The organism is Hymenobacter guriensis (assembly GCF_015773195.1).
Classification (GTDB): Bacteria; Bacteroidota; Bacteroidia; order Cytophagales; family Hymenobacteraceae; genus Hymenobacter; species Hymenobacter guriensis.
The window spans coordinates 145,389-167,898 of record NZ_JADWYK010000005.1; the positions used below are offsets into that span (position 1 = coordinate 145,389).

Genomic DNA, 22,510 nt, shown 5'->3' on the forward strand with positions numbered 1-22,510 from the left:
GTTCTATTCGCTGGCTTATCCCTTATGCTGCTTACCATTACCACCACGCATCAGCCCGCTACCGACCTGGGCTACCTCCTGCATAAGAATCCGGCGCGCCTCCAGAGCCTGGAAATTACCGGCGGGCAGGCGCACATCTTTTACCCCGAAGCCACCCCGGAGCGCTGCACCGCCGCCCTGCTGCTCGACATCGACCCCGTGGCGCTGGTGCGCAGCCACCGGGGACCGGCCGGCGAAGGTTTTGCCCTGGAGCAGTACGTGAACGACCGGCCCTACGTGGCTTCCTCGTTTCTGAGCGCGGCCCTGGTGAAGGCCTTCAACACGGCTATGAACGGTACCTGCAAGGACCGCCCTGAGCTGCCCGAGGTGCTGCTGCCCCTCGAAGCCACCGTGGCCGTGATGCCCGCTGCCAGTGCCGAGCAGCTGCGTCGCCTGTTTGTTCCGCTGGGCTACGAAGTGGAAACCGAGGCGCACCTGCTCGACCCCACCCAGCCGGCCTGGGGCAACAGCCGCTACTTCACGCTGCGTCTGCGTCACCCGGCCCTGCGCGTGCGCGACCTGCTGAGCCACCTCTACGTACTCATTCCGGTGCTCGACCGGGGCGACAAGCACTACTGGATCAGCCGGGAAGAAGCCGATAAGCTGTTGCGGCGCGGGGGCGAGTGGCTGCCGCGACACCCCGAGCGGGAGTTTATCACGCGCCGCTACCTGCGTTTCGCCGAGTTCGTGAACCCCACGCTGGAACGCCTGCTGGCCGATGATTCACTCGATGAGGAAACTCCGGAAACTACCCTTGCCGACTTCCCGGCGGATGCCGTGGGAACTCTGGCCGGAGCTTCTGAGTCCCCCGAAGTAGTAGCCGAGGCCAGCGCGCCGGCAAACGGGGAAGTACCAGTCAAGCAAAACCTTCACGACCTGCGCCTGGACCGCGTGGCCGAGGAAATCCGGCGACTGGGGGCCAAGCGGGTGCTGGATCTGGGGTGCGGGGAAGGCAAGCTGGTGCGCCGCCTGCTGAAAAACGGCACTATCGAGCACATCCTGGCCCTGGATGTATCGTGGCGGGAGCTGGAGCGGGCGCAGCAGCGGCTGCACGTGGCCGAAATGCCCCCACGCCAGCGCGAGCGGCTCACCCTCACCCAGGGCTCCTTGCTCTACCACGATGCCCGCCTGGCCGGCTACGATGCGGCGGCCGTGGTAGAAGTTATCGAGCACCTGGATGAAAGCCGGCTGGCGGCCTTCGAGCAGGTGGTATTTGCCCGCGCCCGTCCGGGTGCCGTGCTTGTCACCACCCCCAACGCCGACTACAACCAGCGCTACGAAGCCCTGGCCGCCGGGGAGTTTCGCCACCACGACCACCGCTTTGAATGGACCAGGGCGCAGTTTGCTGCCTGGGCCGCAGGCGTGGCCGCGCGCCACGGCTACCGGGTGCGCATCGAGTCCCTGGGCCCCGAAGCCCCCGAAGTAGGCGCCCCCTCGCAGCTGGCCGTGTTCGAGCAGTAAGGAGAGGACAGAGAAACAATCAGGAACGACATATTTCGTGGAGCTCGGTAGTATGTCCTGCTGAGCAGGATGTGCTGAAAGATTTTTCAACAACGCTAATTGACTATAGCGGACTGGGTAGGTTATGCGGGATTATGCCGCAACCTTCGCTAATTTTGAAGGATAACTCATTCCCGCCCCGTAGTGTATTTAAAGGTTTTACTGACGTTGGTGCTGGCACTTGGTTGGCTGCCGCTTTCCGCTCAGGTAGGGGGGCAGCAGTTCTCCGATGCCCGTGCCGGCTACCAACTCCTGTACCCGCCGGGCTGGTGGGTGCAGGAGGAAGCCGCCTGGGGCCATATCACCTTTTATACTGGCGAAACCCGGCGCCACGCTCCGGCCTGGGTGCAGCTGGCCATCAGCGCGGTGCCCGCCAGCCGTAAGGACCTCGATTTGCTGAAAACCGGGGAGCCGGACTCGCTGTGGGCAACGCTGCGCCGCTTGCCGCAGGTGCGCATCCTCAGCCTCGACCAGGCCGATGCCGGCTTCTACCAGGAAGTGCGTTACGAGTACACCTATAAAGCCGCTGCGGCCGGGCGAACCCACGTGCTGGGGCGGCGCCTCTGGCGCAACGGCTACGAATACCGGTTGGAGTGTCAGGTGGCCAGCGCCGCCGATGCCCGCCGCCTGGCCGAAGGCCGGCAGCTGGTGAATTCGTTTGCCCTCACCGGCAAGGGGCTGCCCAGCCGCCGCTACACCGACCAGGGCTGCGACGACAAAATGTACGGTATTGCGGCCCTGCGCGTGCAGGACGACCTCTGGGAAGACGACTGCCGCACGATTCACGAATTTTCGGTGGAAGACCCTACCCAGCCGCCCGTGGTGCACAGCCGGGTGCTGCCGTTTCAGTCGTATGCCCTGGCCAAAGGGTTCGACAATTGCCTGTACTCCGTGACCAAGGCGCCCACCGACGCCCCCGAGTACGTGTACCGCTACGACCCCGCCACCCGCCAGGGCCGCTACACTCCCTGGCGGCTGCCGGCCCAGGGCGGCGACAACGTGTGGATTTCGGCCGCCACCGACGCGCGCGGCGACCTGTACTTCATTACTTCTGATGCCGGCAAGCTGGTGAAAGTCAGCCCTACTGCAAACACCGTGACGACGGTGTGGAATGCCGACCCCGTGCGTCAGGCCCGGTACTACCCGACCATTGGCTTTGCCGGAGCCGGCACGCACGCCAACTTCTGCCTCGACGAAAACAATACGCTCTACCAGGTGTACAGCACCAACGGCACCCTGCTGGCCGTGGACCTGCCCACCAGCCGGCCCTGGGCCGACCTGCTGCCGGTAGACGGCCTGCCTAACAAAGGCGGCTACAGCGACGTGGTGCTGCAGCTCGATGCCGAGGGCAACCGCGTGTTCTACCTGGCCGGACCCAAAGCCCTGTACCTGGTAGACTTCGAAAAACGCAAGGCCACCAAGGTAAGGCGGGGCGTGTACACCGACCTGGCCGGCTGCAACGTGCTGCGGGAAGCGGGCCGCATCCGGGCGGCGCCGGCCCCACCGGCCACGGCCGGCTGGCGCGGGCGGGTGCTCGATGCCACTACCTTCCGGCCCTTGCCCCAGGCCCGCCTGCACCTCACCGGCCCGGCCACCGACACCACCCTCACTGCCTCAATGCAAGGCTTTTTTGCCGGCGTGGGTAGGCCCGGCCAGCGCTACCGGGCGCGGGTGCAGCTGCCCGGCTACCTGGCCTTGGATACCACCTACACCCTGGCGCCGGGGCCGCACGTGCGCGACGTGCTGCTGCAGCCGCTGGCCCTGGGCTCCGTGCTGCGCCTGGATAAGGTGCAGTTTGAGCAGGGGAAGGCCGTGCTGCTGCCCTCGTCCGGCCCCGATCTTGACCGGCTGCTGGCCTTGCTGACGGCTACGCCCACGCTCACCATCGAACTGCGCGGGCACACCGACAACGTGGGCGACCCGCAGAAAAATGTGCTCCTGAGCGAGCAGCGGGTAGAGGTGGTGAAGGCCTACCTGGTAAGCCACGGCGTGGCGGCGGCGCGTATCACCGGCATAGGACTGGGCGGTGCCGAGCCCCGCGCCGCCAACGACCAGGAAACCACCCGCCGCCTCAACCGCCGGGTGGAGTTCCGCGTGACGGGCGGCAAGTAGGGGACGGCTAATAAAGCTACGCCAGCGGCCGGGTGGGTGGCAGAAACGCCGACCGGTCGCGGACGAAGGCGGCAATCCAGACCAGGGCCAGGATAACGGCGGGAGTAACCACACTGCGGCCGTGAGAGAGGTCGGTGGCTATGGCGCCGGCAAAGTAGCTGGTGAGCAGCAGCAACCCCAGCTTCATGGTGCGGGGGTAGAGGAACAGGGCCGTAAACACCAGCTCCATCAGCCCCAGCATCTTGACGTACTCGGCCACGCCGGTTTCGGCCATGGCTTTCTGGATTTCCGGCCCACCGATAAGTTTCATGATGCCGCTGGCCGTAATCAGCAGGGCGGGAACGGCCGTGAGCAGGCCGGGCAGGAGGTATTTCTTGTTGAATGCCATGTGAGTATACCTTGAAATGAGTGACGAGCAAGCGGCCGTCGGTGGCGGCCTGCCAGGGCAAAGGTGCTGGCTTGGTGGTATGTTCCGGATAGCGGTTTCCCAAAGGATACCGGTATGCTTCGGGGTACTCACCTGATTTCTAACGACCTTTGCTCCATGTCATTTCCTGCCTCCGCGCCCTCCCACACCACATGCACCGGCGCCATGCGCTCCGTGCGCGACTCCCTCGATCTGCTTGGTGGCAAGTGGAAGCTCCCCATCATCGTGGGGTTAAGCGGCGGCCCGCAACGCTTCAAGCAGCTCCAGCGCGAGGTGGCGGGCATCACGGCCAAAATGCTCAGCAAGGAGCTCAAGGACCTGGAAATAAACGGCCTGATTTCTCGCCACGTGCAGGCCGACGCGGCGCCCGTGGCCGTGACGTACACCCTGGCGGCCTACGGCCGCACGCTGTTCCCCGTCATCGAAGCTCTGCACGCCTGGGGCCAGCAGCACCGCGCCCACATTATGCACGCAGGCGAAGCAGTGGCGGCGTAAGGGGCTTTGCTGGGGTAGAAAATGATGAAGCTGGCATAAACTCTCACTCTAGGATAAGGGGAGCCAGGGCAGTGCAGTGAGTGCGCTAGAAAAACTGGTAGGCTATTTCTTTAAAACTAAAGCAACTTAGTTTGGAGTAGCTGCTGCAGGGTAGTTTGAAGTGCGCTTAGTTCATTGGAGTGGTTCAGATTCACAATAATCAGCCGGTTAGCGACGCCTCTAGCTTGCAGGCAGGCTATTTCCGCCTGAAAAGGTTGATCATCGAGCCAGTAAAAATCGGAAGTCATATCAATAGCCTCTGTTTTCAACGTATCCCAGTTTGTTGGCTGAACGGCATTCCTGAGTTTCGCTACCGTTGCCGATTGTAGAAAGCCTGAGAGGTATCGAAGTGCCGGTGCACTGTTGCCTTTGCAATGAGTTGTAAGCCAATAACACTCAAAGTGCGAGGTTACGAAATCAACGAAGGCATCAACTTCAGGCGTAGCCTGCGTATGTTTCGTCGTTAATAAAACACCGTCGATATCCAGGTAAAGCTTTATCATTCGGCGAAATTACTCGTTGTTATAATGCCCCAAGATACGCTCAAGCTCCCCGAACTTTCCCTCGTCCTGCTCATCGGTACTTCCGGGGCGGGCAAATCCACCTTTGCGCGTCGGCTGTTCAAAGCCACCGAAATTGTATCGTCGGACCAGTGCCGGGCGCTGGTGGCCGATGATGAAAACGACCAGTCGGCCACGCCCGAGGCCTTTGCCTTGCTCCACTACCTGGTGGGGTTGCGCCTCAAGCGCGGCCTGCTCACGGTAATAGACGCCACCAACGTGCAGCCCGAGGCCCGCAAAACCCTCGTGCAGCTGGCCCGCGACTACCACGTGCTGCCCACGGCCATCATCCTCGACGTACCCGACCGCCTGGCTGAGGACCGGAACCGCCAGCGCACCGAGCGCCAGCACCTGGGCCGCCACGTGATACCCCAGCAGCGCCAGCAGCTGCGCCGAAGCCTCAAAACGCTCAAGCAGGAAGGCTTCCGCCACATCTTCCACTTGCGCGGGGCCGAGGAAATCGACGCGGTGCAGACCATTGTACGCGACCCGCTCTACAGCAACCGCAAGCAGGACGCCGGCCCCTTCGACATCATCGGCGACGTGCACGGCTGCTACCAGGAATTGGTGCAGCTGCTTACGGAGATGGGCTATACGGTGGAGGAAGAGACAACGCAGGATGCGCGGGATTTAGGCGTGCGCGTGACGTCTCCAACCGGCCGCCGCGCGCTGTTTTTGGGTGATTTGGTGGACCGGGGCCCGGCTTCCCCGCAAGTGTTGCGTCTGGTAATGAGCATGGTGCAGGGCGGTCAGGCGCTGTGCGTGCCCGGCAACCACGACATCAAGCTCCTGCGCTACCTCAACGGCAAGCAGGTCAACGAAAAGCACGGCTTTGCCGAAACGGTAGCCCAGCTGGCCCTGGAATCTGACACGTTTAAGTCGCAGGTGCGGCAGTTTCTGGACGGGCTGGTGAGCCACTACGTGCTCGATGGGGGCAAGCTGGTGGTGGCCCACGCGGGCATGCGGGAGGAAATGCAGGGCCGCGGCTCGGGGGCCGTGCGGGCGTTTGCGCTGTTCGGCGAAACCACCGGCGAAATCGACGAGTTTGGGCTGCCGGTGCGCTACAACTGGGCCTCAGAGTACCGCGGCCGGGCCATGGTGGTGTACGGCCACACGCCCGTGCCCGACGCCGAATGGCTCAACAACACCATCGACATTGACACTGGCTGCGTGTTCGGCGGCCGCCTCACTGCCCTGCGCTACCCTGAGCGGGAGCTGGTTTCGGTGCCCGCCCGGCAGGTGTACTGTGAGCCGGTGCGCCCGCTCGCCTACCTGCGCCGCCTGGCCGAAGCCAGCAACGAAAAAACAGAACCCAACAACCAGCTCTCCGCCCAGCAAGCCCACGACGACCTACTCGACATCCAGGACGTGACCGGCAAGCAGATCATCAAAACGCGGCTGCTGCCGTCCGTGACCATTCGGGAGGAAAACGCGGTGGCGGCGCTGGAGGTGATGAGCCGGTTTGCCCTCAACCCGAAGTGGCTGCTGTATCTGCCGCCCACCATGAGCCCGTCGGAAACCTCGGCGCTGCCCAACATGCTGGAGCACCCCGCCGAAGCCTTCGACTACTTCCGCCGCCAGGGTCTGGAGCGGGTGGTATGCGAAGAAAAGCACATGGGCAGCCGCGTAGTGGTGGTTTTGGCCCGGGAAGAGGACGCCGCGCGCCGCCGCTTCGGAGTGGTAGGCGAGGGGCCGGGCAAGGTGTACACCCGCACCGGCCGCAACTTCTTCAACGACCCCGCGCTGGAAGCCGCCTTCCTTGCCCGTCTGCAGGATGCCCTCACGGCCAGCAGCTTCTGGGAGCGGTTCAGCACCGACTGGCTCTGCCTCGATGCCGAGCTGCTGCCGTGGTCGGCCAAGGCCCAGGAGCTGATCAAGAACCAGTACGCCGCCGTAGCCGCGGCTGCCAATGCCGCGCTGCCCGAAGCGGCGGCCGTGCTAACCCAGGCCACTGCCCGCGGCCTCGATGGGGTGGAGGCCCTGCTGGCCCGCACCACCGCCCGCCAAAGCGCCGCCCAGCACTACGCCGAAGCCTACCGCCGCTACTGCTGGCCCGTGGACAGCCTCGCTGATCTGCGCCTGGCTCCGTTCCACCTGCTCGCCACCGAGGGCCGCACCTACTTCGACAAGGACCACGCCTGGCACATGGAAACCCTGCGCGCCCTCTGCCTCCAGGACGAAGGCCTGCTCCGTGCCACGCCCTACCGCGTGGTGCACCTCCAGGACATTACCGACGTGGAAGCCGCTACCCAGTGGTGGCTGGACCTCACCGCAGCCGGGGGCGAAGGCATGGTAGTAAAGCCCTACGACTTCATCCCCAGCGGACAGAAAACCCTGGTGCAGCCCGCCCTCAAGTGCCGGGGGCGGGAGTACCTGCGCATCATCTACGGCCCCGACTACCTGCTGCCTGGCAACCTGGAGCGCCTGCGCGAGCGGAACGTGAAAGCCAAGCGCAACCTCGCCCTGCGCGAGTTCACCCTCGGGGTGGAAGGCCTGGAACGGTTCGTGGCCGGCGCCCCGCTACGAGAGGTTCACCAGTGCGTGTTCGGCGTGCTGGCTCTGGAAAGCGAAGCTGTGGACCCGCGGTTGTAGTTTCTTGTAGAAAGGAGTTATGTTTTTAGGCTTTTGTCATGCTGAGCTTGTCGAAGCATCTCTACCGCTTCGTTGGATGATGCGGACGAAGCGGTAGAGATGCTTCGACAAGCTCAGCATGACACTCTCTACTTCCCGCCCATGCTCTTCTCCCGCGCTTCTTTAAACTCCGAGCCGGCGCGCCACTTTGGAAACGTGGTTTCGGCGGCCAGGCGCTGGCCTACGCGGAAGTAGAGCTGGGCGTCCTGGGCAATGCCGGTCAGGTCCCAGCTAGGGTCGAACTGGTCGGCGGGCTTGTGGTACATGTTGGTGGTGTAGTTCTGGCGCTGCTGGGCAATGGCCGGCTTGCCGCCGGTGCGGCTCTCGAAACCGCCGCTGGCGTAGAGCGAGGGCACGCCCACGTGGGCGAAGCTGAAGTGGTCCGAGCGGTAGAACATGCCGGTTTCAGGCGTCTGGTCGGGCAGCAGGTAGCGGTCCTGCTCCTTAGCCGCCGCCCGCGCGTAGTCCTCCAGCTCCGACTGCCCGTAGCCGATGACGGTGAGGTCCTTCATCGGGCCGTAAGGCCAGAGCATGTCCATGTTCAGGTCGGCCACGGTTTTGTGGAGCGGGAAGGCCGGGTGCTGAGCGTAGTACGCCGAGCCTAGCAAACCCTGCTCCTCGGACGTCACGGCCAGAAACACGATGCTGCGCTCGGGCTTCTCCTTGGCTTGCTGGAAGGCCTCGGCAATGCTGAGCAGGGAAGCCAAACCGGTACCATCGTCCACGGCCCCGTTGTAGATGGAGTCGCCGGCAATGGCTTTGCCCACGCCAAAATGGTCCCAGTGGGCCGAGTAGATGATGTATTCGTTGGGGCGGGTAGTGCCGGGCAGCACGGCCAGTACATTGCGCGAAGTCTTACGGAGCAGCTTGTTCTGGATGCTGCCCGTGATGGTAAGGCCGCCCAGGAGGCGGGGCCGGAAGCCGCGGGTGTTAGCGGCGGCGTAGAGCTGCTCATAGTTCTGGCCGGCAGCTTGGAACAGCTTTTTGGCCGCCTCCAAGGTCAGCCAGCCTTCTAGGACGCACTTATCGGCGCCTTTGTTCTCGGTTTGGGCGCGCAGCTTAGGGCTGATGGCCCCGCTCAACACCACGCTCCAGGGGTAAGCGGCCGGCTTGGTGTCGTGCACAATGAGCACGCCGGCGGCCCTGTGGCGGGCGGCTTCCTCGTATTTGTAGGTCCAGCGCCCGTAGTACGTCATGGCCCGGCCTTTGAACAGGGTGGAGTCCTGGCTGGCGTTGCCGGGGTCATTCACCAGCACCACCACGGTTTTGCCTTTCACATCGAGGCCAGCGTAGTCGTTCCAGCCGTACTCGGGGGCCACCACGCCGTAGCCGGCAAACACCAGCGGAGAGTTGGTGACCTTCACTTCTGGTTGTTCGCGCTGAGTGAAGGCCACAAAATCGGTCTTGTACTCGAAACGCAGCGGCTGGCCTTTGCCTTTGATTTGTAGAGTAGCGGAGGGCGTGCCTGTAATTTCCACCAGCGGCACCGGCTGGAAGTAGGAGGTAGTCACGCCTCTGTAGTCCAAGTGTACTGTGCGTATGCCGGGCTGCAGGCCGAGGCGCTTGAACTCGTCGGCCAGGTACTGGGTGCTGCGCGTCTCGCCCTCCGTAAAGGGCTTACGCCCCAGCATTTCATCCGAGGAAACCGCCTGCAGATACTTGCTGATGCTGGCCGCGCTGATGGCTTCGGCGGGGGCTGCTGCCACGGGCGCGGCGGTAGTTTCGGCCGTCGCGGCAGGAGCGGAGGCCGCCGTGGTGGCAGGCCGGGTCTGGCAGTTGGTCAAAACCATGCCGAGCAGAAGGCTGGCAGGCAGCAGGCGAGAAAGCACCATAAAAGCAGAGCATTAGTTCAGGCAAGCAAGGTAACAGAAGTCGGAAGGGAAGGTACTGCCTTATGTCGCCAAGCCGAAGCGGCTTTTTAGTTATTGGTTGTTCGTTGTCAGATAGAACTTCCTGCTGAGCGCAGTCGAAGCATCTTTACCGCTTCGCCAGTGTTTACCACACTACCAAGATGCTTCGACTGCGGCTGCGCACACGGGCTTTATTCGCCACATGCTCAGCATGACGTTCAGTAGGAAAAAGCCGGGTTAATCAACGTCCTCACACTCCGATTGCACGTTGGTGAACAGCTTTTCGTACTGCTGCTGCCATTTCTCGGTTGGCTCCAGTCGTCGGATGGTTTCATTCACGCAGTTCCACCAGCCGAAGTTAATCAGCTCAACTTGGGCGTATTCGTGCCAGTTGGGCGCGGCGGATTCCTGTTCAAACCGCGCCTGCAAACTTTCCGGCACGCTGTTATTCTTTTGCTGCTCCCGCACCAGCTGCTGCCAGCTGGCCATGATGCTACTATCGTTACCCGCGGCCAGGCCCCTGATGTAGGTTTTGCACGCGGCCGGGTACGTGGAGTTTGCCAGCAGGCTGGGGTTGCTATACCCTAGGATGGTGAGTTTGATGGCGCGGTATTCGTCGTTGAGCTCCTGGAGCTTGAGGCGCTTCAGCTCCCGCCACGTAGCGCCCGGCACGGGCTGCAACTTCCTGATATGCGCCAGCACGTTGGCGTACTCCGCTTCCAGGGTATCCACGCTTAGCTTCGCAATATCGGCGGGCTTGAAGACCGACGCCGAGGTGGTGAGCTGCCCGCCCCGGAGCAGGTCGTAGGTATCGGTGAGCTGCTGTGCGGTGTACTGGCGGATATCGTAGCGCCCAGTGAAGGTGCACATTTCCGTGTCCCAGTGAAAAGTAGCCAGCGAATCAGCCGCTGCCTGGGCCGGCGCCGCCGCTGCGCCAACGGGCCTGGAAGGCTGGGTGGGCTGCTGGGTAGAAGGGGTATCGGGGGTGCAGGCACCGAGCAGGGCAGGCAGCAGCCAGAAAAGGAAGCGGTAGTTCACAGCATAAGGAGTTACTGCCGGCATAGTGGGCGGCGGCCAAATATACAGGGCAGAATGAGGGAGCAACACGCACCGGAACAGGGGGCTGGCCCTTTACCTTGCACGTGTAAAGCCCTATTACGCCTTTCACCACCCATTCTGCCCGTGTACGCCCGCATCCAAACCGCCCTCACCCAGCTCGAAGCCCGGCACAACATCCGCATCCTCTACGCCTGCGAGTCGGGCAGCCGGGCCTGGGGCTTTCCCTCGCCCGATTCCGACTACGACGTACGCTTTATTTACGCCCACCCGGCCGACTGGTACCTGACCCTCGACGACGGCCCCGACACGCTCAACTTTCCCGTGGATGAGGAGCTGGACCTGGCCGGCTGGGAACTGCGCAAAACGCTGAAACTGCTGCGCGGGGCCAACGCGGCCCTTTTCGAGTGGCTCCAGTCGCCGGTGGTGTACCAGGAAGCTCCCGGGTTTCGGGCGGCGCTGCAGCCGCTGCTGCCTGCCTGCTGGAACCCGCGCGCCGGCCTCCATCATTACCTGGGCCTGATGCGGCGCGGTGTAACAGACGACCTAACCGGGGAGGAAGTGCGCCTGAAACGACTGTTCTACGCCCTGCGCTCCACGTTGGCGGCACGCTGGATTCAGCAGCGCCCCGCCGAGATGCCGCCGATGGAGTTTAGTACGTTGCGCAGCCTGCTGCCACCGGAACTGAATGGGAGCGTAGATGAGCTGCTCGCCCGCAAAGCCACCGCCGACGAGAAAACCACCGTGCCGCGCCCGGCCGCGCTGGTAGAGTTCCTGCAAGCCGAATACGTAGCCGCCGTAGCTGCCCGCGAAACGCTGCCCGTAGCGCGACACGCCGACCCCACGCCGGAGTTGACTGCGCTGTTCCGGGAGTGGTTGCCTGACATTGTCAGGTAAGCAGATGCTCAAATAAGACCGTCATGCTGAGCGAAGTCGAAGCATCTCTACCGCTTCGTTGCACTGGTATTCAGACGAAGCAGTAGAGATGCTTCGACTTCGCTCAGCATGACGGTTAATAGCAAAATGACTCAAGTCGATTCATTATGACCATTTACGACCTGCGCCGGCGCGGCCTGATTCTCTTCGAGGCTATCAGCGGCAGCCGCGCCTACGGCACCGATTTGCCCACCTCCGATACCGACCTGAAAGGCGTGTTTATCCTGCCTGAAACCGAGTTTTACGGCCTCGACTACGTGCCGCAGGTAGCCAACGACACCAACGACGAGGTGTTTTATGAGCTGCGCCGCTTCGTAGAGCTGCTGCTCAAAAGCAACCCCACGGTGCTGGAACTGCTGGGCACGCCCGAAGATTGCGTAGTGTACCGGCATCCGCTATTTGCCGCGTTTCGGGCCGAGGATTTCCTTTCGAAGCTGTGCCGGCAGAGCTTCGCCGAGTACGCCGTGGCCCAGATCCGGAAGGCTCGGGGCCTGAACAAGAAAATCAACCACCCCGAGCCGCCCCAGCGCAAGTCGGTGCTGGATTTCTGCTACGTGACGGTGGGCGCGGGAGCCCAGCCGGTAGCTACCTGGCTGGCTCGCAGGGGGTACGAGGCCGCGCAATGCGGGCTGGCCAACGTAAATCACCTCAACGATTTATACGCGGTATTTGTGGATGATACGCCGGACCACCGCCATGGCTACCGGGGGCTGGTGCGCGACCCGGAAACCTCCCAGGACGTACTGCTCTCGGCCGTGCCAAAAGGGGAGGAGCCGGTGGCGTACCTGAGCTTTAACCGCAACGGCTACAGCACCTACTGCCGGGTGTACCGCGAGTACCAGGAGTGGGAGCAGAAGCGCAACCCCGAGCGGTTCCAGAACACCGTGCAGCACGGCAAAAACTACGACGCCAAGAACATGCTGCACGTGTTCCGGCTCCTGCGCATGGCCGAGGAAATTGCCAGAGAAGGCCAACTCCACGTCCGCCGCCCCGACCGGGCGTTTCTGCTGCAGATCCGCCGGGGCGAGTTCAGCTACGAAGAGCTGGTAACGGAAGCCGAAGCGCTGGTAGCGCGGGTAGAAGAAGCTTTTACGGCCTCCGCCCTGCCCGAAGCGCCCGACAAGGCCGCCGCCGAGCAGCTGCTGGTGCGCACGCGCCGAGCCTGGTACGCGCGGCCATAGTTCCCGGAAAGCAGGACCGGCCGCCCCACCCGAAGGCAGAGCGGCCGGAACCGGAAAATGCAACGGGCGCAGGCGGCCGATTAGTGCGTGGTGTAGCGGGTAGAGCGGCGCGTGGTGTGCGCGGGGGCTTTGGCCTTGCGGCGCAGCTGGAAGAAGCCGGGCTTCTTGGCTTTCTTGCGGCCTTTGTAGGTCTTGTACACGGGCCGGTGGGTGAAGATGCGGCCTTTCATCTTGGCCTTGGCATAAGCGCTGGGGCGGGCCGCCTCAACCGACTGGGAAGCACCACTCACGAACAGCAGCGCGCAAACTAACAGCAGGATCCGGAACATGGGAGAGAAGTGAAAGAGTGAAACATGCTTGCCTCCCATAACCCAAGGACCAGGCCAGAAATTGTGCTTACCCTGGTGGAATGGTATTCAAGAAAGGAGTTTTGTATTCTTTTCCAGGTGGGCAAGCAACTGAAAATCTGTCTTTTTAGACGAAAAAAAGGCCTTTGTGGCAGGTACGAAAAAAAGTGCGCGTGTGGAATGTACCGGCTGATGGCATCAGCTATTCGTACTTCTATCCCACCGTTATGCTTTCATCGTTACGCCGGTTTATCCTGGGGCTGGTCCTGCTATTGCCCATTGGCAGCGTTGCCCAGCAGCGGCTGGCCACGGCCCGCCAGCAGAGCTACCTGACCAAGGTTTTCCGCCTGACCGACGCCCAGACGCGCCACCTCTACGAGCACGGCCTGACCGCCGTGCAGGACGCCTACTTCGCTCAGCCCGTCGACTCCTTTCCCACTAGCCAGCCCGACAGCTTGAGCCGGGCCCGGGTGGCGGCCCTGCCGGCCGGCTATTACCTGGTAGCGCATACCGAAGGCCCCGAGCTGGTGTACTGGCTGCACGCCCGCACCGGCCGCCAGCTCACCGTCATCACCAACCAGCAGGATTTGAGTGTAGTGGTGCAGGACAGCCTGGGTCAGCTGCTGCCCGATGCCCGCCTGACCTTGCCCCGGGGCCGGCTCGTGCCCTTCGACGCGTCCACCCAAACCTACCGCCTGGCTGGCCGCACCAGCCGTTCGGGGCTGCTGGCCGTGACGCAGGGCGGGCGCACCACCTTTCACGTGCTGGAACAGCAGCTGCCGTACCGGCCCGCCGGGCGCGGCCGCCTGAGCTGGCGCGGGGCTTACCAGCGGGTGGTGTTCGGGGTTCCGCTGGGGCTGCTGACGCGGCCCGCGCAAAAGCTGTTTCGGGAGCTGCACTACGCGTCTGAGGTGAGCACTGGGCCCATTGGGCTGCTGCGCTCCATCTTCAACTCCGAGGTGCGCGAGGAGCGCCAGGACCGGCGCACGGAGCGGCGGGGCGAAAAGTGGCGGGCCTACCTGGTGCTGAGCAAACCCCGCTACCGCCCCACGGCCGACACCCTGCGCCTGAAGGCCCGCATCCTGCACCGCGCGGGTCGGCCTTATCGTCGCCCCCTGGAGCTGTATCTGCAGGCCGACCAGGACCGCACCCCGCGCCGTTTGGCTTTGCTCCAGCCCGTGCGCCCCGGCACCTACGAGTTTGAGCTGGCGCGGCTCGATACCCTGCAGCTGCGCGCCGACCAGTACGTGCGCCTGCGGCTGCAGCAGCCGGGGGAAAACGGCGAGACCCTGGCGGAAACCTCGTTTCGGCTGGAAGACTACGAGCTCAAAAACACCCGCTACACCCTGCGCCCGGCCGAAGCGACCCACCGGGCCGGCTCCCCGCAGGCCCTGTACCTGCGCGGGCAGGATGCCAACGAGCTGAACCTGCTCGACGCCCGCGTGCGCCTGAGCGTGACGCCCCTGTCTGTGGGCCGCTTCCCCGGCCGGCGGGTGTTTGTACCCGATACGCTCTGGACTCGCGCCCAGCCCCTGGATGCCGCCGGCGAAACCCGCCTCAACCTGCCGCCGACTGCCCTGCCCGCCGCCAACCTCCGCTACCAGGTGCACGCCGAGTTCCGAAATGCCGACCAGGAGCGCCGCACCCAAACCACTCAGGTGGAGTATGCCCTGGAGCGGGGGGAGCTGCAACTACTGCTGCGCCAGGATTCGGTAATTGCCCGCTTTCCCGGCGGTGCCCCCGGCCCGGCCCGCCTCGAAACCACCCGTCGCGACCCGGAAAAGGGCCTGGTTTCCACGACCGAAACGGTGCAGCTGCCCCTAGCCTGGCCCGTAGATGCCCGCGCTACAGGCTACCAACTGACGACGGCGGATGGCCGCAAGACCCAGCTGAACCTGGACGAAGACAACGCCGACCTGGTGCTGCGCTCCGACCGCACTGCCGACTCCCTGCACCTGACCGTGGACAACCCGCGCCGCCTGCTGTTCTGGTACTACCTCTACCGCGCCAACGACCTCGTGCGGCGGGAGTACACTTCCACACTGAATCTGCACCTGGCTGCGCCCACACCGCAGGTCTGGTACGTGTCGCTGCATTACTTCTGGGGTGGGGAGCTGCGCACGGCCGAGTATAACGTGGCTTTGCCCCAGCATCAGCTCTCCATCGAAGCCGACCAGCCCGAAGTGGTATATCCCGGGCAGAAAGTGAGCTTGCGCTACACCGTGCGCGACGGCGCCGGCCGCCCCGTACCCGGCGCCGACCTCACGGCCTACGCCTACACCAGCAAGTTTGAGGCAGCCTCGGCCCCCAGACTGCCCGATTTCGAGCCGACGGTGGTAGGTCGGGTGGCCCGCCGGCGGTTTGCCCTGGGTGCCCGGTTCGAAAACCAGGCCGATGAGCCTACCCGCCGGCCCTTGCCCTGGGGGGCCTGGCGCCAGCGCCTCGGCCTCGATTCCCTGCGCTTCTACCAGTTTCTGTACCCCGCGTACGGCACGTTCCATGAGTACCAGCCGGCCCCGGGCGGCATCACCCAGGTGGCGCCGTTCGTGGTGGACTCGGGACGGGTGCAGCCCACCGTGGCCGTGTACGTGGACGGGCACCCGGTGTACGTGGCGGCCGTGAACGGCGACGAGCCGTTTGCCCTGGTGGCCGACAGCGGCTACCATATCATCACCGTGCGCACGCCCACCCAGCGCATCAGCCTGCGGGAAGTGTACCTGCGTCCCCTGCACAAACTCATTCTCAGCCTCGACCCCAACCACCCCTGCCGGGAGCTGACGGTAGAAACCCCTGGCCCCTTGTCGGAAGCGGAGCGGGAGGAGCTGGCGCGCTTTCTGGTGCTCATCGACCGCACCAGCTACCAAGAGCAGGTGCTGCTGCGCCAGGGCCGCCGCCTGCAGGTATTGGGCGCCGGCCGGCCCTATCAGCCCAACCGGCCCTATCACTACCAGTATAACCAGAGCGAGCTGCTGCACGTGGGCGGCCCCTTCCGGCCTGACTCGGTGCTGCTGCGCCGCTCCGATGGCCTGTGGCGCAAGTTCCTGCATGAGCCGGGCTACCGCTACACCTTCACCCGGGATTTGCTGAAGATGCGCACCGTCTCGGAGGACCGGCTGCCGGACTTGCGTGAGGCCATCCGGTTTCCGCGGCTGCCCTTCGCCGACTTTGCGTACACCGAAGCCGACCTGCGGCCCCGGCCCGCAACGTCTTTCTACCAGGGCCCGCAGCCCGAGCCGCTACTGCCCGTGCCCACCAGCACCCCCGCTGGCCAGGGCCGCCTGGAAGTGCGCCTGCCAGCCAGTGCAACGCGCCAATACTACTCCCCGCGGGTGCTCTATACCTTGCTTACCCAGCCCGCCAAGCCTCAATTCCGACGCCTGCACCGGCAGCTGCCTACCCCGCTCCACGCCCTGGCTCCCGGCCGCTACCGCCTGGCCTTACTGCTGGCGGATAGTACGGTGCTGGCGCCCAACGCCGAGGTGCTGGTACAAGCCAACGGCACCACTTACGTGCAGCTCGATTCCCTGGATAAGCTAACTGCCGGCCCGGCCCGCCAGCGTTTGTTGCGCATGCTGGGAGAGGAAATCCGGCGCAATCTGCCCGCCCCGGCGAAACCCGGTGTGCTCGATTCGGCGAGTGCGCGGCGGCAAGTGGTGACTACCATCCCAGTGAAGCCTCAGCCCGACTGGCAGATCGTGCGCGGGCAGGTAACCGACCGCCGGACGGGGGAGGGCCTACCCGGCGTCACGGTGCTGCTCAAAGGAACCACCCACGGCGCAAACACGAATGCGGACGGTAGCTTTGCCCTGGCCGTACCGCCAAACGGGGGCATCCTGAGTTTTTCCAGCATTGGGTATGTGTCGGTTGAGCGCCGGGTGGATAGTCAGGATATGCAGGTACCTCTGAACGTGGACACCAAACTGCTCAGCGAAGCTGTAGTAGTAGCCTATGGAGTAGAAAATAGACAGACGTTGACGGGTGCGGTAGCTAGTGTACAGATGCAGTCTGTTGTATCGGGTAAAGCCTCGGGCCTGACCGTTGAGAGTGTGCCTGGTGGTGGCACCCGAATTACGCTACGTGGTACCCGTAGCGTAGCGGGAGAAAATCAAGCCCTGATCATTGTGGATGGGCTGCCCTACACTGGAAAGCTGGATGATCTGGAGCCGGAGGATATTGCCAAGATGAGTGTCCTAAAGGGGGAGTCGGCGGTGGCCATGTATGGCTCCCGGGCCGCCAACGGCGTGCTTATCATCACCACCAAAAATGGCCTGAACGGCCGGCCGGCGGCGGGTATGAAGGACGGCCCCGCGCTGGGCCCCGACGGTCTGCCCGTGTCCGGCACGCGCGACCCGCGCCTGGCTTTGCGCCGCCGCTTTTCCGACGTGGGCTGGTGGCGCCCCACTCTCGTCACCGACGCCCGCGGGGAAGCCCGCACCCAGGTCATCATCCCCGACGACATCACCGGCTGGGACACCTTCGTGCTGGCTTCCGATGACCACGCCCGCACCGGTACGTTCACCCAGCGCCTGCGCTCCTTCAAGGCCCTGATGGGCGAGCTGGCGGCCCCGCGCTTCCTGCTCCAGGGCGACCGGCCCCAGGTTATCGGTAAAACCCTCAACTACCTGCCCGATACCGCCCAGGTGACCACCAGCTTCCAGGTGGGGGCGGGGCCGGTGCGCACCCAGCAGCACCGCGTGACCACGGCCGTGCTCGACACGCTCACCTTCACGGCGCCCCTCGATGCCGATTCCGTGGCCGTGCGCTTCAGTCTGGCCCAGCCCAACGGCTACCAGGACGGGGAGCTGCGCCAGCTGCCGGTGCTGCCCGTGGGCACCCGCGAGCGGGTGGGCTCTTTTGCCGTGCTCACCGCCGCCGATACCACGCTCACCTTCCCCGCGCGCCCCGAGCTGGGACCCGTGACGGTGCGCCTGGAAAGCAGCCCGCTGCCGGTGGTGTTCGAGGAAATCCGCCACGTGCTAGGCTACGGCTACCTCTGCAACGAGCAGGCGGCCTCCAAGCTGCAGGCGTTGCTGCTGGAGCAGCGCCTACGCGAAGGGCTGGAGCAATCCTTCCGGGGTGGGCGCGACGTGCAGCAGCTGATCCGGCACCTGCTGCGGGGGCGCCACCAGCCCGAGGGGTTATGGGGTACCTGGCCGACTTCTCCCGTCAGCCCCTGGGCTACCCTGCACGTGATGGAAGCGTTGCAGCAGGCCGAAAAGCAGGGCTACAAAGTTGCCCTCGACAAAGACCCGCTCCGCCGCTACCTGCTCACCCAGCTCGACGAGGCCTTCGCCGATGCCGCCGTCCGCCAAAACCTGCGCGAATCGGCCCCCGGTGCCTTTTTTCGCTCCTCCGACGACCGGATCCGGCTGCTCCAGCTGCTGCACAGCCTCGGCGCCCAGCCCGATTTTCCGGCCCTGGTGCAGCGCCTGGAGCGGGAGCAGCACGGCCGCCAGCCCCTCGACCGATACCTGGCTCTCAACAACCTGCGGCAGCAGCTGGGCATGCCCTTCCAGCTCGATACCCTGCGCCGGTACCGCCTCCGCTCCGAGCTGGGCGGGGTGTTTTTTGCCGATACTCTGCGCCCAGGCACCTTCTACCGCCACCTGCTGCCCGACCGCCTGGGCAATACGCTGCTGGCTTACCGCTTGCTGCGGGCCCGGGGCGGGCAGGAGCAGGAGCTGCTGCGCATCCGCACCTATCTGCTGCAGCAGCGCAGCTTTGGGGGCCACTGGGCCAGCACCTACGAGGCCGCCCATATTCTAGCTACCATCGGCCCCGAGCTGGTGGTGCCGGCCAGCGGCGGTTTGCTGGCCCGGGCTCAGCTCAGCGGCAGCCTCACGCAGGAAGTCGGGCAGTTTCCGTTTGAAACCACGGTGCCCGCCACCGGCCCGCTCACGCTCCGCAAGCAGGGCGGGCTGCCGGTGTATGCCACGGCTTACCAGACGTTTTGGAACCCGGTTCCGGCGACAGTGGCTACGCCCTTCACGGTGCGCACGCGCCTGGCCGGGCAGGAGGGAAGCCGCATCCGGTTGAAAGCCGGTCAGCCCACCGAGCTGGAAGTGACGGTAGACGTGCCGGCCGAGGCCCGCTACGTGCTGCTGGAAGTGCCCATTCCGGCGGGTTGCTCCTACGGGGAGAAAACTACTGGCAACTCCTTCGAAGTCCACCGGGAGTACCTGCGCAACCAGGTGGGCATCTTCATCGACGTGCTGCCGGTGGGCCGCCACACCTTCCGCATTGCCCTGCAGCCGCGCTACCGGGGCCGCTACACCCTCAACCCAGCCAAAGCTGAGCTGATGTATTTCCCCACCCGCTTCGGCCGCTCCGCCAGTAAGCAGACGCAGATTGATTAAGATAAGACTTCCACTACTAAATAATACATGGAACGTCATTCCGAGCGCAGCCGAGGAGTCTTGCGTGCTGATGTATGCTTGGCATTCCAACGTCAGCACGCAAGATTCCTCGGCTGCGCTCGGAATGACGTTCTATTAGCCTAGAATAGAAACGCCCATCTTTACAAGCTGCTTTATCTTTCCTGAAAATGGCTGATCTTCCAACCCTCGAAAACCAAATCCGCGCGGCGCTGCTGGGCCTGGCCGTGGGCGACGCCCTGGGCGTGCCCGTGGAATTCCAGAGCCGGGCCGCCCGCCGCCAGGACCCCGTGGTAGTCATGCGCGCCTACGGCACGCACAACCAGCCCGCGGGCACCTGGTCTGACGATGCCTCGCTCACGTTTTGTCTGGCGGAAGCCATTGCCGATGGCTACACCGTGGGCAAGCTGGCGGAAAACTGCTGCCGCTGGTACTACAAAAACCTGTGGACGCCGCACGGCTCCGTATTCGATATCGGCATTACCACCCGGGAGGCTATCCAGCGCCTGAAAGCTGATAATAATCTGATTCTGGCGGGGCCTACCGACGAATGGAGCAATGGCAACGGCGCGTTGATGCGCATTCTGCCCCTGGCGTTTTACCAGCCGGCGGCTTCGCTTACTGATAGGTTCCAGCTGATTTCGGAAGCCTCCGCCGTGACGCACGGTCATGTCCGCTCCTTCGTGGCCTGCTGGCTGTACCTGGAAATGGCACGGCATCTGCTGGCTGGTCTGGCCCCGGCCGCCGCGTACAAATTGTTGTGCCAGGAGGCCCCGGCTCAACTGCTGGCGCTGAACATTCCGGCCAAAGAGGCCGACCAGTTTGAGCGCATCCTCAGCGGCCGCTTACCGGATATAAACGTGCTGGCAATCAACAGCTCCGGCTATGTGCTGCACACCCTGGAAGCCGCACTTTGGTGCCTGCTTCGCTACGATACGTACGCCGAAACCGTGCTGGCTGCCGTCAACCTCGGCGACGATACCGACACGACCGGCGCCGTGACGGGCGGCCTGGCCGGGCTGTACTACGGCGAAGCGGCTATTCCGCCGGAGTGGCTCCAGGTGCTGGTCCGCCGCGCCGATATCGAAGACTTGGCCCGTCGTATGGCCCAGGCTAGTAGCGCGCAGTAGCTACTATTTCAGCTCCTGCACCCAGATGTTACGGAAGGAGATGGGCGCGCTCGGGTCGCCGTGGGATTGGAGCTTGATGGGTGCAGCGCCGTGGGCCTCGTACTGGGGCGGACCGATGTAGCGCGTAGGGCCAGCCAGAGCCACATTTTTCTGTACTGCTACGCCGTTGAACTTTACCGTCACGCGGGCCGGCGTGAGTACGGTGCCATCGGGCTTAAAGGTGGGGGCCAACCAGAGTACGTCGTACGACTGCCACTCGCCGGGCTTGCGGCCGGGGTTGGCCAGCGGAGTGCGCTGCTTGTAGATGCTGCCGGCCATGCCATTCACGTACGTCGGGTTCTGGTAGGGGTCGAGAATCTGCAGCTCGTAGCCTAGGTCGCCTTTGCCCAGGGAAGCCAGAAACACGCCGCTGTTGCCGCGCACTTGTCCTTCGCCGGTAATGCCGGCCGGCACGCGCCACTCCAGGTGCAGGCGGTAGCTGCCGAAGGTGCGCTGGGTTTCGATGTTGCCTTTCGACTTGTCCACGGTCAGCACCCCATCAGCTACAGTCCACTGCGCGGGCTGGGTGCGGTCATCCGCCGACACCCACTCACTCAGGCTTTTGCCATCGAACAGCACAATGGCACCGGCTGGGGGTGGGGTGGTTTTCAGCTTGCCGCGTACGGTTTTCGGGACGGGCTTCCACACTTCGGTGTCTTCCGGCTTGCCGGCTTGCTGGGCGTGGACCGTCATGGATAAGCCAAGGAGAGCAGCAGTCAGGAAAGGAAACTTCATTGGAGTTGGCAGTATATTCAACGGCTAAGATGGGCACGAAATGTCGTTTTTGCTGTCATTCCGAACGAAGAGAGGAATCTGGATTGGTCTTCAGCAAACAACCCAGATTCCTCTCTTCGTTCGGAATGACAAAAGTCCTTTTGGCACCTTGCAGTCGTTAGGACAATTTTAAACGTCGCAGAGCTGGATGGCCTGGCGCAGGGAGGCCAGCTTGTCGGGCTGCTGGGGAATGAACTCCTGGGCCACGTAGCCTTTGAAACCGGTGGCGCGGATGGCGCGCATGATGGCGGGGTAGTTCAGCTCCTGGGCATCGTTGAGCTCGTGGCGGCCGGGCACGCCGGCGGTGTGGTAGTGGGCAATGTAGGGGTGATACTGCGTGAGGGTGCGGATAACGTCGCCTTCATCAATCTGCATGTGGTAGATGTCGTAGAGCAGCTTGAAGTGCTCGGAGCCCAGCCGCTTGGCCAGCTCCACGCCCCAGGCGGTTCGGTCGCACTGATAGTCCGGGTGGTCGATTTTGCTGTTGAGCAGCTCCATCACCAGCACCACGTTGTGCTGCTCGGCCAATTTCAGCAGCGGCTTCAGGCCGGTCACGCAGTTTGCCCAGCCCTGCTCATCGGTCTTGCCCCGGCGGCTGCCGCTAAAGCAGATCAGGTTGCGGTAGCCGGCTTTGGCTACCTGCGGAATCATGTCGGCGTACTGCTTTTGCAGGCGGGCGTGAAACTGCGAGTCGTTGAAGCCGTCGGTGAGGTTGATTTCTGCCCCGTTGCACATGGACGAGTCCAGCCCATATTTTTTCAGCGTGGGCCAGTCCTGAGGCCCAACCAGATCAATAGCCCGGATTCCCATTTCCTTGGCGGCGGCGCAGAGCTGCTCCAGAGGCAAATCGGCGAAGCACCAGCGGCACACCGCATGGCGGATGTTTCCTTTCAGAGCGGCGGGCATGGTGGTTAGTTTCTCAGCCGGCGCGGCAGCCCCGGCCAAGCCGAGGGTGCCTACGGCGGCAGTGCTAGTGAGCAGACCTTTGAGGGCCGCGCGACGGTTCCAGGTGGCAGCCAT

Annotated in this window: 15 protein-coding genes; 8 read left to right on the forward strand and 7 right to left on the reverse strand. The window is 63.9% G+C overall.

Features of this window, described 5'->3' with window-relative positions:
* Positions 1-24: 24 nt before the first annotated feature.
* The gene (locus tag I5L79_RS10365) at positions 25-1,500 is read left to right on the forward strand and encodes a 3' terminal RNA ribose 2'-O-methyltransferase Hen1 (RefSeq protein ID WP_196954978.1); all 1,476 of its coding nucleotides are present in this window, start codon (positions 25-27) and stop codon (positions 1,498-1,500) included.
* A 183-nt stretch (positions 1,501-1,683) separates the two neighbouring features.
* Complete coding sequence (locus I5L79_RS23650) at positions 1,684-3,651, forward strand: OmpA family protein (RefSeq protein WP_196954979.1); 1,968 nt, start codon at positions 1,684-1,686, stop codon at positions 3,649-3,651.
* A 16-nt stretch (positions 3,652-3,667) separates the two neighbouring features.
* Here the strand turns inward: I5L79_RS23650 and I5L79_RS10375 are convergent, their stop codons facing one another.
* A complete protein-coding gene (locus tag I5L79_RS10375) occupies positions 3,668-4,039 on the reverse strand; it encodes a DoxX family protein (RefSeq protein WP_196954980.1) in 372 nt (123 codons plus the stop codon).
* Between the two features lie 156 nt (positions 4,040-4,195).
* On the opposite strand from I5L79_RS10375, the gene I5L79_RS10380 reads away from it, so the two are divergent.
* Entirely contained in the window at positions 4,196-4,573 is a 378-nt protein-coding gene (locus I5L79_RS10380) for a winged helix-turn-helix transcriptional regulator (protein WP_196954981.1), read from the forward strand.
* A gap of 116 nt (positions 4,574-4,689) precedes the next feature.
* Here the strand turns inward: I5L79_RS10380 and I5L79_RS10385 are convergent, their stop codons facing one another.
* Positions 4,690-5,115: a hypothetical protein gene (locus I5L79_RS10385; RefSeq protein ID WP_196954982.1), complete on the reverse strand. Its 426-nt coding sequence runs from the start codon at positions 5,113-5,115 to the stop codon at positions 4,690-4,692.
* A gap of 24 nt (positions 5,116-5,139) precedes the next feature.
* Between I5L79_RS10385 and I5L79_RS10390 the strand changes: the two genes are divergently transcribed.
* On the forward strand, positions 5,140-7,764 hold the full coding sequence (locus I5L79_RS10390) for a polynucleotide kinase-phosphatase (protein WP_196954983.1): 2,625 nt from the start codon (positions 5,140-5,142) through the stop codon (positions 7,762-7,764).
* A gap of 128 nt (positions 7,765-7,892) precedes the next feature.
* Here I5L79_RS10390 and I5L79_RS10395 read toward each other — a convergent pair whose 3' ends face one another.
* Positions 7,893-9,635 (reverse strand): M28 family metallopeptidase, encoded by a 1,743-nt coding sequence (locus I5L79_RS10395; RefSeq protein ID WP_196954984.1) that lies wholly within the window; start codon positions 9,633-9,635, stop codon positions 7,893-7,895.
* Positions 9,636-9,890: 255 nt separating this feature from the next.
* On the reverse strand, positions 9,891-10,691 hold the full coding sequence (locus I5L79_RS10400; protein ID WP_196954985.1) for a hypothetical protein: 801 nt from the start codon (positions 10,689-10,691) through the stop codon (positions 9,891-9,893).
* A 144-nt stretch (positions 10,692-10,835) separates the two neighbouring features.
* Between I5L79_RS10400 and I5L79_RS10405 the strand changes: the two genes are divergently transcribed.
* The gene (locus tag I5L79_RS10405; RefSeq protein WP_196954986.1) at positions 10,836-11,606 is read left to right on the forward strand and encodes a nucleotidyltransferase domain-containing protein; all 771 of its coding nucleotides are present in this window, start codon (positions 10,836-10,838) and stop codon (positions 11,604-11,606) included.
* 146 nt (positions 11,607-11,752) lie between these two features.
* Positions 11,753-12,826: a nucleotidyltransferase domain-containing protein gene (locus I5L79_RS10410; protein WP_196954987.1), complete on the forward strand. Its 1,074-nt coding sequence runs from the start codon at positions 11,753-11,755 to the stop codon at positions 12,824-12,826.
* An 80-nt stretch (positions 12,827-12,906) separates the two neighbouring features.
* On the opposite strand, the gene I5L79_RS10415 is transcribed toward I5L79_RS10410, so the two are convergent.
* A complete protein-coding gene (locus I5L79_RS10415) occupies positions 12,907-13,155 on the reverse strand; it encodes a hypothetical protein (RefSeq protein WP_196954988.1) in 249 nt (82 codons plus the stop codon).
* Between the two features lie 245 nt (positions 13,156-13,400).
* Between I5L79_RS10415 and I5L79_RS10420 the strand changes: the two genes are divergently transcribed.
* A complete protein-coding gene (locus tag I5L79_RS10420) occupies positions 13,401-19,529 on the forward strand; it encodes a carboxypeptidase-like regulatory domain-containing protein (RefSeq protein WP_196954989.1) in 6,129 nt (2,042 codons plus the stop codon).
* 188 nt (positions 19,530-19,717) lie between these two features.
* On the forward strand, positions 19,718-20,677 hold the full coding sequence (locus I5L79_RS10425; protein WP_196954990.1) for an ADP-ribosylglycohydrolase family protein: 960 nt from the start codon (positions 19,718-19,720) through the stop codon (positions 20,675-20,677).
* Positions 20,678-20,680: 3 nt separating this feature from the next.
* Here the strand turns inward: I5L79_RS10425 and I5L79_RS10430 are convergent, their stop codons facing one another.
* Entirely contained in the window at positions 20,681-21,451 is a 771-nt protein-coding gene (locus I5L79_RS10430; RefSeq protein ID WP_196954991.1) for a 3-keto-disaccharide hydrolase, read from the reverse strand.
* A 168-nt stretch (positions 21,452-21,619) separates the two neighbouring features.
* Positions 21,620-22,510, reverse strand: coding sequence for a hydroxypyruvate isomerase family protein (locus tag I5L79_RS10435; protein WP_196954992.1), 891 nt, complete (start codon positions 22,508-22,510; stop codon positions 21,620-21,622).

What these genes read in the sequence shown, in the direction of transcription:
- I5L79_RS10430 (WP_196954991.1), bottom strand. Translation starts at nt 21,451, where the DNA reads ATGAAGTTTCCTTTCCTGACTGCTGCTCTCCTTGGCTTATCCATGACG.
- I5L79_RS10425 (WP_196954990.1), top strand. Translation starts at nt 19,718, where the DNA reads ATGGCTGATCTTCCAACCCTCGAAAACCAAATCCGCGCGGCGCTGCTG.
- I5L79_RS10365 (WP_196954978.1), top strand. Translation starts at nt 25, where the DNA reads ATGCTGCTTACCATTACCACCACGCATCAGCCCGCTACCGACCTGGGC.
- I5L79_RS10380 (WP_196954981.1), top strand. Translation starts at nt 4,196, where the DNA reads ATGTCATTTCCTGCCTCCGCGCCCTCCCACACCACATGCACCGGCGCC.
- I5L79_RS10375 (WP_196954980.1), bottom strand. Translation starts at nt 4,039, where the DNA reads ATGGCATTCAACAAGAAATACCTCCTGCCCGGCCTGCTCACGGCCGTT.
- I5L79_RS10385 (WP_196954982.1), bottom strand. Translation starts at nt 5,115, where the DNA reads ATGATAAAGCTTTACCTGGATATCGACGGTGTTTTATTAACGACGAAA.
- I5L79_RS10435 (WP_196954992.1), bottom strand. Translation starts at nt 22,510, where the DNA reads ATGGCTGCCACCTGGAACCGTCGCGCGGCCCTCAAAGGTCTGCTCACT.
- I5L79_RS10415 (WP_196954988.1), bottom strand. Translation starts at nt 13,155, where the DNA reads ATGTTCCGGATCCTGCTGTTAGTTTGCGCGCTGCTGTTCGTGAGTGGT.
- I5L79_RS10395 (WP_196954984.1), bottom strand. Translation starts at nt 9,635, where the DNA reads ATGGTGCTTTCTCGCCTGCTGCCTGCCAGCCTTCTGCTCGGCATGGTT.
- I5L79_RS10410 (WP_196954987.1), top strand. Translation starts at nt 11,753, where the DNA reads ATGACCATTTACGACCTGCGCCGGCGCGGCCTGATTCTCTTCGAGGCT.
- I5L79_RS10390 (WP_196954983.1), top strand. Translation starts at nt 5,140, where the DNA reads ATGCCCCAAGATACGCTCAAGCTCCCCGAACTTTCCCTCGTCCTGCTC.
- I5L79_RS10420 (WP_196954989.1), top strand. Translation starts at nt 13,401, where the DNA reads ATGCTTTCATCGTTACGCCGGTTTATCCTGGGGCTGGTCCTGCTATTG.